This window comes from Microbacterium galbum (genome assembly GCF_032464915.1).
GTDB lineage: Bacteria > Actinomycetota > Actinomycetes > Actinomycetales > Microbacteriaceae > Microbacterium > Microbacterium galbum.
On the sequence record NZ_JAWDIS010000002.1, the window covers coordinates 397,225 to 410,540 of the forward strand.

The window sequence follows — 13,316 nt, forward strand, 5'->3', positions numbered from 1 at the left end:
ATGGCCGATCGCGACGTCACCGAACACGCAGGCGGACACGGCACCGGACCCGGCGAGGGCGAGTACACCGACGTCCAACTGCCCGACGGCGAGATGGACCGCGGTAGCGCGGACCAGCCCGGGGAGTACGTCGACCGCGAGAACGCCGACGGCAGCGAGAGCCGCCCGCGCGCCGACGAGGCCGGCGCCTACACCGACGTCGAGCAGCCGAGCGGCCACGAATCGCGCGAGGACCTCGACGACCCGGGCGAGTACACCGACCGCGATCGCTGAGTCAGCGATCCAGCGTCCGCCGCGGCGTCGTGCGATACGCGTCGCGGTAGGCCTGGACGAAGGCCGCGAGATCGACGAAGCCCCAGCGCGCCGCGATGTCGGCCACGTTGGTCGCCGTCGGGTCGGCAGCGAGCAGGTCCGCATGCGCGGCGCTCAGCCGCGCGTGCGCCAAGTGGCCTTCGGGAGTGGATGCCAGATGCCCATTGGCCAGGAATGCCCGACGCAGGCCCTGCGTCGAGGTCCCGACCGCCCGGGCGGCGTCGTCGATCGTGACGGGCAGCGACGCGTGATCGTCGATCCACGAGACCGCCGCGGCGTAAACCGCCGCCTGCTCGATCGCCGATGCCCGCCGCTCGCGCGGATCGCCGAGGAGGGGGAACGCTTCGAGCGTCGCAGCGACGAGCGCACGGCGCACGTGGGCGCGAACGAGCGGCTCGGCGAGCAGCGGCGTCTGTGTGAGCGACCAGCGCACCGTCGCCAGCCAGTAATCGCGCAGCCGCCTCGACACGGGACCGGTGTCGCCGAAGCGGATCTCCAGCGCCTCGTCGCCGTAGATCGTCCGAGCCGCCTCGCGGAGCCACTGCGCATCGAAAGACAGCAGCTGCACCTCGGTCTCGTCCGGGCGGCCGATCAGCTCGTGCCCGGGCTCGACGATGCCCGGCTCCACGCTGTAGTCACCCTCGCGCGATCCGATGCTCCACGCGTATCCGGGGCCCGAGGTGGCGAAGAAGAAGCGGTCGGCCTCGTAGACGATCTCGGCTCGGCACTCCCAGGCGAGGCGTCGCAGTGCGAAGGACTCGTCGCCGACGGCGTGCTCGGAGATCGACGCGTGGTCGGCCAAGACGTCGACGCGCCCATACTGCGCCTGGAGCCAGGCCTGCGTGTCGGCGACGCCGTCGGTGCGGACGCGCGAGTCGAAGAAGTCGTTCATAACGAGATGCGCGAGACCCCTGAAAGACGTCGCAGCACGCCCCATGATAGTTAACCTCCGCTTCGAAACCGCCGGGAGAGAACCCCATGACCGATGAGCCCGTCATCCGCTCCATCCACCCCGACGACGCCGGCGAGGTGCTGACGATCCAGCGCGCCGCCTTCGCCAGCGAGGCGCTCATCTACGGCGACCCCGACATGCCGCCGCTCACCCAGACCCTCGAGGAGCTCGCCGCCGAGCTCGTCGAGAACCTCGGCTGCGTCGCGGTGAGCGGGACCCGCATCGTCGGCGCCGTGCGGGCCCGCCGCGACGGGGATCTGCTGTTGATCGGCCGGCTGGCGATCGCGCCGGACCAGCAGGGCGAGGGCCTGGGAACGCTCCTGCTCGCGGCGGTGGAGGAGCGCGGACGAGAGGCCGGGGCGACCGAGGCCGAGCTGTTCACGGGCGGGCTGAGCGAGGCGAACCAGCGCCTGTACGAGCGCGAGGGCTATCACCGGTCCGAGACCACCGCCGACGGCGAGATCTTCTACCGCAAACGCCTCGACGCCTGACCCGCTCCCGGTGGCTTCGACAGGCTCAGCCGCCTTTCGCCTCCGTGCCGCACGCGAGCGCCCCGAGCCGACCGCAAGGCCCCCGAGCCGCCCGCGAGGTCCCTGAGCCTGTCAAAAGGACCGGACCCCCGCACACGCCGAACGGCCGCCGTCCGAACCCGGACGACGGCCCCTCGCGGCGCAGCGCTTACGGTGTGGGCATGCCGCCGTTGACGTTCAGCGTCTCGCCGATGACGTAGCTCGACTCGGCCGACGCGAGGTACACGTACGCCGGGGCGAGCTCGGCAGGCTGACCCATTCGTCCGAGCGGCGTCTCCTCGCCGAACTCGTCGACCTTCTCGTCGGGCTGTCCGTCGGTGACCTGCAGCGGCGTCCAGATGGGTCCCGGTGCCACCGCGTTGACGCGGATGCCCTTCGGCGCCAGCTGCTGGCCGAGAGCCTTGGTGAAGGTGTTGATCGTCGCCTTCGTCGAGGCGTAGTCGACGAGGATCGGCGCCGGCGAGTACGCCTGGATCGACGTCGTGTTGATGATCGTCGAGCCGGGCTGCAGGTGCGGCACGGCCTCCTTGCAGATCCAGAACATCGCATAGACGTTCGTCTTGAAGGTGTCGTCGAACTGCTCGTCGGTCAGCGTGGTGACGTCCTCGTTGAAGATCTGCTTGCCGCCGTTGTTGACGACGATGTCGAGCCCGCCGAGGCCCTCGACCGCTTCCTTCACGAGCGTGCGCGCGTACTCGCGCTCGCGCAGATCGCCGGGGATCTGCACCACGGTCGCGCCGGCCTCGCGCAGGATGCCGGCGATGCGATCGGCATCCACCTGCTCCTGCGGCAGGTACGACATCGCGACCGAGGCCCCCTCGCGGGCGAACGCGATGGCGGTGGCCGCGCCGATGCCGGAGTCGGCGCCGGTGATGAGCGCCTTGCGCCCCGCGAGTCGGTCGCTGCCGACGTAGGTGTCCTCGCCGAGGGCGGCCTTCGGCGTCAGCTCGGCATCGAGGCCGGGCTCCTTCTGGTCCTGCGACTGCGGGTCGATGTCGGCATAGAGCTTCGCCGGGTCGGTGAAGGTGTACTGCGTGCTCATGGCGAGTCCTTTCATGGGGGATGCCGGGGCGGGGCCGCCTCGACGGGGAGGGTCAGCGGTTCTTCAGCGCGACGTCGTCCACGAGGTCGCGGATGACGAGGGCGGCGTTGATGAGGGCGAGATGGCTGAGCGCCTGCGGCAGGTTGCCCCAGAACGCGCCGTCGGACTCCGCAATCATCTCGGAGTAGATCCCGACGTCGTTGCCCTGGGCGACGAGGGCGTCCATCGCCTCGAGGGCCTCGTCGTGCCGACCGACGCAGGCCAGGGCTGTGGCTCGCCAGAAGGCGCAGGCGACGAACGTCTGCTCCTCCTGGTCCATGCCGGTGTAGCGATAGACGAGGTGGTTCTCGGTCGTGAGACGCTCCGTGATGGCATCCAGGGTCTTCGACATGCGCTCGCCCCGGTCGAATCCCGTCGGCGCGTGCAGCAGCACGGAGGCGTCGAGGTCTTCGCTGCCGGGCGCGATCGTGTAGGCCTGCAACTCGTCCGACCAGCAGCGCTCCTCGACCCAGCGGTGGATGCGGTCGCGCTCGGCGCGCCAGCGATCGCCGTTGTCGGGGATGTGCCCGCCGTCCGCCAGCCACTGGGCGTCGTCGAGGGCCTTCCAGCACCCCATCTTCGACGAGGTGTAATGGCGGAGCTCCGGGAGTTCCCACATGCCCGAGTCCTCGCGGCGCCAGAGGTCGCACGTGCGATCGGCGACGTCGGCGAGGAGCCGCCCGGTCTGGGTGTCGAGGCGGTTGCCGGCCTCGACGTAGGTGCGGCACAGCGCGATGAGGTCGCCGTAGACGCCGAGTTGCAGCTGCCCCTGCGCGGGGTTGCCCGTGACGACCGGCTGATTGCCGTTCCACCCCGGGACCTCGTGCTTCTCGAGCCCGATCTCGGCGTCCCCGTCGAGCGTGTACATCACCTGGACCTCGGGACCGTTCTTGCGGATCGTCCGCAGCAGCCACGAGATCGCCGCGTGCGTCTCCTCGCGCAGACCGAACCCCACCCACGCGTGCGCGGTGTAAGCGAGGTCGCGGACCCATGCGAAGCGGTAGTCCCAGTTCTTGCCGCCGCGGGGGTTCTCGGGCAGCGATGTCGTCGCCGCCGCGGCGATCGCCCCGGTCGGGCTGAACAGCAGCAGCTTCAACGCGAGGGCACTACGTTGCACGTCGTCGGCCCACGGACCCTCGTACGAGAACTCGTCCGACCACATCTGCCAGCCGCCGATCGTGCGGTCGATGCCCCGGTCCACGTTCTTCGCGTCGGGGATGCGCAGCGGCTCGCCCTCGGTGGCGGCGATGACGAGGAGGTGCCGCGATCCCTTCGCGGTCGTGAACCCTCCGTCGATGCTCTCGTCGCCGGCATCCGGGTCTCCGTGGACTCCGTGCTCGTGGCCCGTCACTGCGAGCGAGACATGGCCGATGCGCATGATCGAGAAGCCGTCGATGCGCTCGGTCCACGGCGCCGCGGAGCGGAGCATGGTGCCCGGTTGCACGCACCACGCGAACTCCACTTCGCCCTTCACCCCGTCGACGCGGCGGGCGAGCTCGGCCCACGGCAGGCGCCCGGCGATGCCCGTGACCATGGCGTCGGTGAGGGTGGCCACCCCGGAGGCGGTCGTGAACGTGGTCTCGAGGACGTTCGTGCGCGGGATGTACCGCCGAGAGACCTCGTACTCCTCCACGGGTGCCAGTTCGATGCAGCCTCCCGCCGACTCGTCGACGAGACGCGCGAAGACCGGGCGGGAATGGATATTGGGCAGCGGAAGCCAGTCCACCGAGCCGTCGAGGCCGATGAGCGCGACCGTTCGGCCGTCGCCGATCGCGGCGTAGTCGCGAAGCGGCCGAGACGGTGCGGGAGGAGTGGGAGGCACGTCTTCACGCTAGGAATCGCGTGCCGAGGCTCCCCCGGGGTTGTCGTATGGCGTCCGAGCGGCTACGGACGCGGCTCCGGTACCTCTCCTCCGACGCGCTCGCAACCCCCGCCGCCCGCTCGAGCCTGCGGCCTAACGTCGCTACCGACCGTGAGCGAAAGGAACGCGCATGTCCGCCACCACCACCAAGGACGCCGCCCCCACCAAGAACCGTCGCCGCCCCGCGCGCGGAGGCAGCGGTCCGGAGACCACCGACGAGCAGAACGCCGAGAAGGGCTTCCAGGCGTCGGAGCAGTTGACCGACGCCCTCCAGGCCGTGCTGGTCGACCTCATCGAGCTGTCGATCCAGGGCAAGCAGGCCCACTGGAACGTCGTCGGCAAGAACTTCCGCGACACCCACCTGCAGCTCGACGAGATCATCGACGCCGCCCGCGAGTTCGGTGACGAGATCGCCGAGCGCATGCGCGCGCTGCACGCCCTCCCCGACGGACGCAGCGACACCGTCGCCGAGACCACCACCCTCCCCGAGTTCCCGCAGGGCGAGGTCGACACGGCCGAGGTCATCGACCTCATCACCGAGCGTCTGGATGCCGTCGTCGGCACCGTCCGCGACGTGCACGACGACGTCGACGAGGAAGACCCCACGAGCGCCGACATCCTGCACGGTGTGCTCGAGCGCCTCGAGCAGCTGTCGTGGATGGTCAGCGCCGAGAACCGCGTCGCCCGCAAGTCCTGAGCGGAATCGATCACGACGGATGCCGGGGCCTCAGGGCCTCGGCATCCGTCGTTCGTGCGAGGGCCCGGGCGCCGCACCGATGATCGGCGCGGACAGGAATCGTCAGCCGCGCGCGATCAGCAGGGGCGGGTGCGGGCCCTCAAGCCGCGCGAGCGAGGCCTTCATCTCGACGATGCTGTCGGTCATGCCGGCGATTCTCGCGGTGATGTCGAGAATGTTCGCGTCGATCTTGAGCAGCCGGTCGTCGATCTGCCGTTCGCGGGCGTCGATACGCGCCATGCGCTCGTCGAGCCGTGCGTCAGCGCGGTCCATGCGGGCATCCGCCCGCTCCATGCGGGCCTCGAGGCGGTCGAACCGGTGATCGATCTGTTCGAACCGCTGATCGACCTGTTCGAACCTCCGGTCGACTTGCGCGAAACGCTGATCGACCTGCGCGAAGTTGCGGTCGGTCCGACGCTCGACCCGATCGAGCATCCATTTCACGCCGCCCAGGATCGCCGCAGAGAACGTGAGGAACAACGCGGCGAGGGCGATGAACACCTGTGCGATGTCGAGAGTCACGGCCGATCCTTCCTGTGCGCGGCGTGCGTTCACTGTACGACGCCGCTCACCGGGAATCACATGCGCACGTGCGATCGGTGGAGAACTTCACCCATCGCAGGATCGGGGAGGAGGCGTCAGAGCCGCAGCACCTCGGTGACCCGGACGACCGCGGTGCCTTCCTCCTCGGATGCCGCGAGGTCGACCTCCGCGCGGATGCGCCAGTCGTGGTCGCCCGCGGGGTCGTCGATGGTCTGCTCGACGCGCCACACTCCGTCGGAGGTCGACGACTCGTCGATGTCGACCAGAGCGGACGAGCGTGCCGCTCCGCCCGTGCCGATCGCGTCGTGCTCGTCGAAGTAGCGATCGAGAACGTCGGGCCAACCGGCATCCGGATCCAGCTCGACGAGCTCCTCGTCGCGCTGCAGAGCAGCGAGTTGCACGCGCCGGAACATCTCGTTGCGCACGAGCACGACGAACGCGCGGCGGTTGGTGAGGATCGACGGCGGCGCCGGAGGCACCACGGGGGCGTCCGGATCGTCGGCCGGGTTGATGAGCTGCTCCCACTCGTCGACGAGGCTGGAGTCCACCTGCCGCACCAGTTCGCCGAGCCACGCGATGAGGTCGAGCAGGTCGGGCGTCTGCGCGTCGACCGGCACCGTCTGCCGGATCGCGCGATACGCGTCACTGAGGTAGCGCAGCACCAGACCCTCGCTGCGCGCGAGCTGATACAGCGAGACGTACTCGCCGAACGAGCAGGCCCGCTCGAACATGTCGCGCACGACCGACTTGGGCGACAGCTCGAAGTCGCGGATCCACGGCTGACTCGACGCGAACACCTCGTACGCCTGCGCGAGCAGTTCCTCCAGGGGCTTCGGCCAGGTGATCCCCTCGAGCAGCTCCATCCGCTCGTCGTACTCGATGCCCTCGCGCTTCATCGCGGCGACCGCCTCGCCCCGCGCCCGGAACTGCTGCTGCGACAGGATCGGGCGCGGGTCGTCGAGCGTCGCCTCGATGACGCTGACGACGTCGAGCGCGTAGTGCCCCGTGCCGACCGATGACGCCGGGGCGACGGCATCCGGCCCCCGACCGAGCTCGACCTCGGGGTCGAGCATCTCGATCGCGGCGAGCGCGAACGGCGACAGCGGCTGGTTGAGTGCGAAGTTCGGCTGCAGATCGACGGTGAGCCGGATGCCGTCGGCCCCCGCCTCCACCACCCCGGCCTGAACGAGCGTGCGGAAGATCGCGATCGCCCGCCGCGCGAGCTCGTACCGGCGGGGGCGGGGCTCGTGGTTGTCGAACACGAGCGAGCGGACGTTGCCGAACACGTCGCCGCCGCGCGCGATGACGTTGATCAACATGGCGGCCGACAGCTTCATCTGCGGCTGGAGCGGCTCGGGCTCGGCCGCGACGAGACGGTCGTAGCTCTGCTCGGTCCAGTTGACGAAGCCCTGCGGCGCCTTCTTGCGCACGATCTTCTTCTGCTTCTTGAGGTCGTCGCCGGCCTTGAGGATTTGAGCTGCGTTCTCGATCTCGTGATCGGGCGCCATGACGACGACGGTGCCCGCGGTGTCGTAGCCGGCCCGGCCCGCGCGCCCCGCGATCTGATGGAATTCGCGCGCCGAGAGCTGGCGCATACGGGTGCCGTCGTACTTGGTCAGTGCCGTCATGAGCACGGTACGGATCGGCACGTTGATGCCGACGCCGAGGGTGTCGGTGCCGCAGATGACACGCAGCAGCCCCCGCTGCGCGAGGGTCTCGACGAGCCGGCGATACCTCGGCAGCATGCCGGCGTGGTGCACGCCGATGCCGGCGCGCACGTAGCGCGAGAGCGTCTTGCCAAAGCCGGTGGTGAAGCGGAAGCCGCCGATCGCCTCGGCGATCTCGTCGCGCTGCTCGCGGCCGATGATGCGGATCGACGACAGCGCCTGTGCGCGCTCCATGGCCGCGGCCTGCGAGAAGTGCACGACGTAGATCGGCGCCTGCTTCGTGTCGAGCAGTTCCTGCACGGTCTCGTGCACGGGCGTGCGGGCGTACTCGAAGTGCAGCGGAACCGGGCGCTCGACGCCGGTGACTCTCGCCGTGGGCCGACCGGTGCGGCGCGAGAGGTCATCGGCGATGTCCTCGACGTCACCGAGAGTGGCCGACATGAGGATGAACTGCGCGCGATTCAGCAGCAGCAACGGCACCTGCCACGCCCAGCCGCGGTCGGCCTCGCCGTAGTAGTGGAACTCGTCCATCACGACCTGGTCGACGTCCGCGTCGGCGCCCTGGCGGAGGGCCAGGTTCGCGAGGATCTCCGCGGTGCAGCAGATGATCGGGGCGTCGGAGTTCACCGACGAGTCGCCCGTGACCATCCCGACGTTCTCCGCCCCGAAGATGTCGACGAGCGCGAAGAACTTCTCGCTCACGAGCGCCTTGATGGGCGCCGTGTAATAGGTGCGGCCGCCTCGGGAGAGGGATGCCGCGTGCGCGGCGACCGCGACCAGGGACTTCCCCGTGCCGGTCGGGGTCGACAGGATCACGTTCGCCCCCGACACGATCTCGATGATCGCTTCGTCCTGCGCCGGGTACAGCGTCAGCCCGCGCGAGGCCGCCCACTCGACGAAGCCGAGGTACACGGCATCCGGATCGCTGCCGGTCGGCACGTGCTCGAGGAGGGTGGTCATTCCCCCACCCTCTCATCCACCGGGCGGGCGGACCCTTCGACAGGCTCGGGGCCGCCAGGGCGGAGCCCGAGCCGAGGCGCCCGGACCCGACCAGGGCGGCTGCGCGCGACCGAGGCGGCTGCGCCGAACCGAGGCGGCTGAGCCCGCACCCGAGGTGGCTGAGCCCGTCGAAGCCACCGGCTCCACCGCTCGCGCCTGGCGCCCCCGTGCCTCACCCCGCGTCGCTGAAGACGCCCACGTTCTCGCCGTCGTACACGAACTGCACGCTCGTGCCGACCGGGAAGCGCTCGATGAAGGCGTCCGGCATGCCGTCGGCGACGACGAACTGCACGGTGGCCGGGAAGATCCCCGCCCCGCATCCGCCGTAGACGAAGTTGCCGCGGAAGCCGGTGGTGCCGTCCTGCCCGACCTCGTCGGTGTCGAGCAGATACAGGCACGAGCTGCGATTCTCGCTCGCATCGACCTGGGCCGTGCCGACGAAGGCGCTCACTCCGTAGAAGTCCGCGAAACCCCGTTCGTCCCCCGTGCGCTGTCCGAAGATGGTGGGGCTCTGCGCGCCCGGATCCTCGACGAGGGTCGCCACCTGCGGCGCTCCCACGGACGCGGCGACCGGCACGAACCCGACTCCCACGGTGGTCGCCGCGCTCGCGAGCGCCGCGACGAGCGCGAGGGACAGTGCCCACGCCCACACGGTGCGCTTGGAGCGCAGGAGCGGGGCGCGCTCGCGCTCGACCTCCTCCTCGGGCTCGGGTTCTTCGTCGCCGTCGACGGGCGCCGCGGCGCCGACCGCCGGGGCCGAGGGAGGCGGGACCGTCGGAGCCGAGGCTGACGGAACCGGGGCCGTCGCGGCTGCCGGAGCTGCCCGCTCGGACCGCTCGAGGTCTTCCAGCGCGAGCAGCCGCTCGTACGCGGCCGGGTCGGCGGAGATGTCGGCGCTCGGTCCGTACGCCCGCGCGCGCAGTCGCCGCAGCTCCTCCCGCACGCCATCGTCCATTCTCGAAATGCTTCCACACCTCGCGGGCGTCCGGGCCATCTCGCGTTACATGCGTGGGAATAGATCAGGATGCCGTGCGTTGCACCGCGTATGCGCTCCTTCGGCACACTCTCCTTCGGCCACTACGGCCCCCTCGGCGGGGGACACCATCTCTCCGCGGGCGACTCGATGCTCCAGGCGATCGACCTCGCCCAGGGCATGGACGACCTCGGCGTGAACGGCATCTCGTTCCGGGTGCACCACTTCGCCCGTCAGCAGGCGGCGCCCATGCCGCTGCTCGCGGCGATCGCCGCGCGCACCTCCCGCATCGAGGTCGGCACCGGCGTCATCGACATGCGGTACGAGAACCCGCTCATGCTCGCGGAGGAAGCGGCATCCCTCGACCTCATCAGCGGCAACCGCCTGGCCCTCGGCGTGAGCCGCGGGTCACCCGAGACCGTGCAGCGCGGCTACGAGGCGTTCGGGTACACGGGGTCGCAGGACCCGCGCGGCGCCGACATCGCCCGCGACCACTTCGACCTCTTCCTGCGCGCGATCGAGGGCGAGGGTCTCGCCGAGCGCGACCCGATGAGCCCCTTCGGCGGCGGAACGGGTCTGCAGCGCATCGAGCCCCACTCCCCCGGCCTGAAGAAGCGCATCTGGTGGGGCGCCGGCACCACCGCAACCGCGGAGTGGGCGGGGCGCACGGGGGTGAACCTCATGTCGTCGACGCTGCTCACCGAGGCCGACGGCACGCCGTTCGACATCCTGCAAGCCCAGCAGCTCGACGCCTTCCGCGCCGCGTGGCGCGAGGCGGGGCACGCCGGTGAGCCGCGCACCTCGGTCAGCCGCAGCATCTTCCCGATCGTCACCGCCGAAGACGAGATGTACTTCGGCGGGTCCGCGGGCAGCGACCAGATCGGCGTGATCGACGGCATGCGCTCGACGTTCGGCAAGACCTACGCCGCGCCGCCCGAGGTGCTCGTGGAGCAGCTGCAGAACGACGCGGCCGTGATGAGCGCCGACACCCTCATGCTGACCATCCCGAGCCAGATGGGCGTGGAGTTCAACCTCCGCCTCGTCGAGAACTTCGCGACGCACGTCGCGCCCGCCCTCGGCTGGCAGCCGACGCTCGCGACGGTCTGACCACCCCGGATGGACCCGGATGCCGCCCCCTCGGCATCCGGGTCCATTCGTCGTCTCGGAAGCAGTCGTACGGTGGAGGAATGACCGTCGTTCGGACCGCCGTCTTCCCCCGAGACGCCGCCGCGGTCTCGGGACTGCTCGGCGATTACCTGCGCCGGACGGAGTCGGAGAAGGCCGAGCGCGGGCTCGCGACGCCGGGGGCGGCGCTGGCCGCTCGCTACGCCCGTGAGATCGACGACCCCGCGGCGGCCTTCGCGGGGAATCGCGTGCTCGTCGCCACGGTCGACGACGTCGACTGCGGCATCGTCGTCGTGCGCATCTCGCCCGTCGTCGTGGAGCTCTCGCGATTGTGGACCACTCCGCCGGCACGGGGTCGAGGGGTCGGGTCCGCGCTCCTCGACACGGCCCTCGCGGATGCCGTCACACCCGTGCGCCTCTCGGTCTGGCGCTGGCGGGACGACGCCGTCCGCCTCTACCGACGTCGGGGCTTCACGGTCGTCGCCTCCGAGGACGACCGCCCCGACCTCATCTTTCTGGAGCGGCCGGCGCCGGTCAGCGCCAGGCCGTGACGCCGCGCGAGCGGGCGACCGTCTGCGACAGCAGGTATTCGCCCCAGGCCACCGCGTACGCGCCCAGCGCCGCCCATGCCCATCCCGTCGGCAGCACACCGGCGATGCCGAGGAGACCCGCCACGGTGAGAGCACTGACGACGACCAGCACGGGGATGACGGCGCGAGGGGCGGCGAGCGCGCTGTCGGACTTCCAGATCACCAGGACGGCGCCGGCCGTGGCGAGGAGCAGGATGAGCGGCGCCCACCACGACCCCAGGACCGCCATCGCGATCGACGCTCCGACACCCGCGACGGCGAGCGATGCGGTGCGGAGGATGCGGATGCGCCGGGCGCGCTCGTCGGATGACACGGTGACTCCTCGGGTGACGGGTCTTCCAGCGTAACCGGCGTGGTCCGGGCGCCGTCCGCCCGGGAGAAGACCCAGAATCGTTGCGGATCCCGGCGATGAGGCGTCGCGCCGCCCGCCGCGCGCCCTAGCCTGGGACGGCGGGCCCCGAGGCCCTCACCGGTCGACGTCGACACCGCGCACCACACGGCATCGCGCATCTCACGGCATCGCATCGGGAAGGGGCCGACATGGACGTCTCACGACGCGGCCTTCTCCTGGGCGGTCTCGGAGTGGTGGCCCTGGGCGCCGCCAGCGCAGCGGCGGCAACGGTCATCACCAACGGCGCTCCGGCAGAGCCCGTCATGTCTGCGTCGAACAGCGCCTCCGGCGCATCCCCCTCTCCGAGCGCGAGCACGCCCGCCGACCTCGACCTCCACGTGTGGGACACCGTCCGCCGCCCGCTGTCGAAAGCCGACGACGCGACGCTGGCGCTCGTCGACGGCGAACTCCCCGCGGGCCTCGCGATCGTCGGTGCGACCCTCGCCGGACGACCGACCACCCAGGGCCCGTACGCCTTCACGATCGAGGTGCGCCGGGACGACGACCGTCGGCGGCGCCGATTCGCCGGCACGGTCGGCGACATCAGGCGCGACCTGAGCATCTCGCTCAGCCTCGACGAGAAGACCCCCCTCTCCGCGACGGCGCGCGAACTCGACCGCATCGCCCTCCTCGGCGCGCACGCGACCCTCGTCGTGCTCTGCTACATCCCGGATGCCACCTCGACGACGTTCACCCGCGTGTCCGACGATCGCATCCGCAAGGTGTTCGCCCTCGCGAAGGATCGCGGCGTCCGCATCACTCTGCTGAAGCCCCACATCGCCACCGAGAAGGACGGCGACGGCTTCTATCGCGCGAACTACGCCCCGGCATCCGTCGACGGCTTCTTCTCGCGGTGGACCGAGCAGATGGTGCATTTCGCGGGCCTCTGCGCCGACAACGGGATCGAGTACCTCTCGCTCGCGTGCGAGCAGCCGGGCCAGACGGACGCGGCGCAGTACGCGAAATGGGTCGATCTCGTTAAGACGGTGCGAACGGCCGAGCCCGGGGTGAAGCTCACCGCCGCCTTCACCACGCTGGAGCTGTATCTGCTGCACACGTACTGGCTGCCGCAGGGCACCCCGCACATGGCCCAGCTGCTCGACGTGTTCGGCATCAACTCGTGGATCCGCCTGACCGACAAGGTCTACACCCCGTCCGCGCCGAACATCACCGTCGACGAGCTCGCCGGCGGCTGGCGCGGAGCCGACGGTCGCACCGACGACCACCTCGGAAAGCTCGAGGACGTGTGCGCGCAGCTGCGCATCCCCTTCCTCATCACCGAGGTCGGCGTGCAGCCGCGGGTCGACGGTCTCGCCCAGCAGGAGGGCAGTACCCCGCCCACGGGCGCCCCGAACCACGACGTGCAAGCGCTGCTCTACCGCTCGGTCCTGAAGGCCCCGCTGCGGTCGTCGTGGTGCACGGGCGTCTCGATCTGGCACATGCGCGCCCCCTTCGCTTTCGGCGACGTGTACCACGACGCCCTCTTCCCGGGCGAGAAGGTGCTGAGGGATGCCATCGCGAAGACCCCGTCGCTGGCATCCCCCGCCAGCTGACCC

At 70.5% G+C, this 13,316-nt stretch carries 13 protein-coding genes; 6 read left to right on the top strand and 7 right to left on the bottom strand.

What is annotated here, in order from left to right:
* The gene (locus RWH45_RS11060; protein ID WP_315994948.1) at nucleotides 1-273 is read left to right on the top strand and encodes a hypothetical protein; all 273 of its coding nucleotides are present in this window, start codon (nucleotides 1-3) and stop codon (nucleotides 271-273) included.
* Between the two features lies 1 nt (nucleotide 274).
* Here RWH45_RS11060 and RWH45_RS11065 read toward each other — a convergent pair whose 3' ends face one another.
* Nucleotides 275-1,204, bottom strand: coding sequence for a helix-turn-helix transcriptional regulator (locus RWH45_RS11065; RefSeq protein WP_315994949.1), 930 nt, complete (start codon nucleotides 1,202-1,204; stop codon nucleotides 275-277).
* Nucleotides 1,205-1,290: 86 nt separating this feature from the next.
* Between RWH45_RS11065 and RWH45_RS11070 the strand changes: the two genes are divergently transcribed.
* On the top strand, nucleotides 1,291-1,755 hold the full coding sequence (locus RWH45_RS11070; protein ID WP_315994950.1) for a GNAT family N-acetyltransferase: 465 nt from the start codon (nucleotides 1,291-1,293) through the stop codon (nucleotides 1,753-1,755).
* Between the two features lie 187 nt (nucleotides 1,756-1,942).
* On the opposite strand, the gene RWH45_RS11075 is transcribed toward RWH45_RS11070, so the two are convergent.
* A complete protein-coding gene (locus RWH45_RS11075) occupies nucleotides 1,943-2,836 on the bottom strand; it encodes an SDR family oxidoreductase (RefSeq protein WP_315994951.1) in 894 nt (297 codons plus the stop codon).
* A 52-nt stretch (nucleotides 2,837-2,888) separates the two neighbouring features.
* The gene (locus RWH45_RS11080; protein WP_315994952.1) at nucleotides 2,889-4,697 is read right to left on the bottom strand and encodes a glycoside hydrolase family 15 protein; all 1,809 of its coding nucleotides are present in this window, start codon (nucleotides 4,695-4,697) and stop codon (nucleotides 2,889-2,891) included.
* Nucleotides 4,698-4,866: 169 nt separating this feature from the next.
* Between RWH45_RS11080 and RWH45_RS11085 the strand changes: the two genes are divergently transcribed.
* A complete protein-coding gene (locus tag RWH45_RS11085; protein WP_315994953.1) occupies nucleotides 4,867-5,433 on the top strand; it encodes a Dps family protein in 567 nt (188 codons plus the stop codon).
* 102 nt (nucleotides 5,434-5,535) lie between these two features.
* Here the strand turns inward: RWH45_RS11085 and RWH45_RS11090 are convergent, their stop codons facing one another.
* The 3 genes from RWH45_RS11090 to RWH45_RS11100 form a co-directional block, all read right to left on the bottom strand.
* Nucleotides 5,536-5,973: a hypothetical protein gene (locus tag RWH45_RS11090; protein ID WP_315994954.1), complete on the bottom strand. Its 438-nt coding sequence runs from the start codon at nucleotides 5,971-5,973 to the stop codon at nucleotides 5,536-5,538.
* Between the two features lie 137 nt (nucleotides 5,974-6,110).
* Nucleotides 6,111-8,642 (bottom strand): DEAD/DEAH box helicase, encoded by a 2,532-nt coding sequence (locus RWH45_RS11095; protein WP_315994955.1) that lies wholly within the window; start codon nucleotides 8,640-8,642, stop codon nucleotides 6,111-6,113.
* A 211-nt stretch (nucleotides 8,643-8,853) separates the two neighbouring features.
* Nucleotides 8,854-9,636, bottom strand: coding sequence for a hypothetical protein (locus tag RWH45_RS11100; protein WP_315994956.1), 783 nt, complete (start codon nucleotides 9,634-9,636; stop codon nucleotides 8,854-8,856).
* Nucleotides 9,637-9,726: 90 nt separating this feature from the next.
* On the opposite strand from RWH45_RS11100, the gene RWH45_RS11105 reads away from it, so the two are divergent.
* Complete coding sequence (locus tag RWH45_RS11105) at nucleotides 9,727-10,761, top strand: LLM class flavin-dependent oxidoreductase (RefSeq protein WP_315994957.1); 1,035 nt, start codon at nucleotides 9,727-9,729, stop codon at nucleotides 10,759-10,761.
* Nucleotides 10,762-10,841: 80 nt separating this feature from the next.
* Nucleotides 10,842-11,330, top strand: a complete 489-nt coding sequence (locus RWH45_RS11110) for a GNAT family N-acetyltransferase (protein WP_315994958.1) — start codon at nucleotides 10,842-10,844, stop codon at nucleotides 11,328-11,330.
* Here the strand turns inward: RWH45_RS11110 and RWH45_RS11115 are convergent.
* Nucleotides 11,314-11,682 carry a hypothetical protein gene (locus RWH45_RS11115; protein ID WP_315994959.1) on the bottom strand — a complete coding sequence of 123 codons (369 nt, stop codon included), beginning with the start codon at nucleotides 11,680-11,682 and terminating at the stop codon, nucleotides 11,314-11,316. The two genes, RWH45_RS11110 and RWH45_RS11115, sit on opposite strands and share 17 nt — an antisense overlap.
* 227 nt (nucleotides 11,683-11,909) lie before the next feature.
* On the opposite strand from RWH45_RS11115, the gene RWH45_RS11120 reads away from it, so the two are divergent.
* A complete protein-coding gene (locus RWH45_RS11120) occupies nucleotides 11,910-13,313 on the top strand; it encodes a glycoside hydrolase family 113 (RefSeq protein ID WP_315994960.1) in 1,404 nt (467 codons plus the stop codon).
* Nucleotides 13,314-13,316 lie beyond the last annotated feature (3 nt).

Bases quoted from the DNA above. Each gene is read 5' to 3' on its own strand.
- RWH45_RS11060 (WP_315994948.1), top strand. From the start codon at position 1: ATGGCCGATCGCGACGTCACCGAACACGCAGGCGGACACGGCACCGGA.
- RWH45_RS11065 (WP_315994949.1), bottom strand. From the start codon at position 1,204: ATGAACGACTTCTTCGACTCGCGCGTCCGCACCGACGGCGTCGCCGAC.
- RWH45_RS11070 (WP_315994950.1), top strand. From the start codon at position 1,291: ATGACCGATGAGCCCGTCATCCGCTCCATCCACCCCGACGACGCCGGC.
- RWH45_RS11075 (WP_315994951.1), bottom strand. From the start codon at position 2,836: ATGAGCACGCAGTACACCTTCACCGACCCGGCGAAGCTCTATGCCGAC.
- RWH45_RS11085 (WP_315994953.1), top strand. From the start codon at position 4,867: ATGTCCGCCACCACCACCAAGGACGCCGCCCCCACCAAGAACCGTCGC.
- RWH45_RS11095 (WP_315994955.1), bottom strand. From the start codon at position 8,642: ATGACCACCCTCCTCGAGCACGTGCCGACCGGCAGCGATCCGGATGCC.
- RWH45_RS11100 (WP_315994956.1), bottom strand. From the start codon at position 9,636: ATGGACGATGGCGTGCGGGAGGAGCTGCGGCGACTGCGCGCGCGGGCG.
- RWH45_RS11105 (WP_315994957.1), top strand. From the start codon at position 9,727: ATGCGCTCCTTCGGCACACTCTCCTTCGGCCACTACGGCCCCCTCGGC.
- RWH45_RS11110 (WP_315994958.1), top strand. From the start codon at position 10,842: ATGACCGTCGTTCGGACCGCCGTCTTCCCCCGAGACGCCGCCGCGGTC.
- RWH45_RS11120 (WP_315994960.1), top strand. From the start codon at position 11,910: ATGGACGTCTCACGACGCGGCCTTCTCCTGGGCGGTCTCGGAGTGGTG.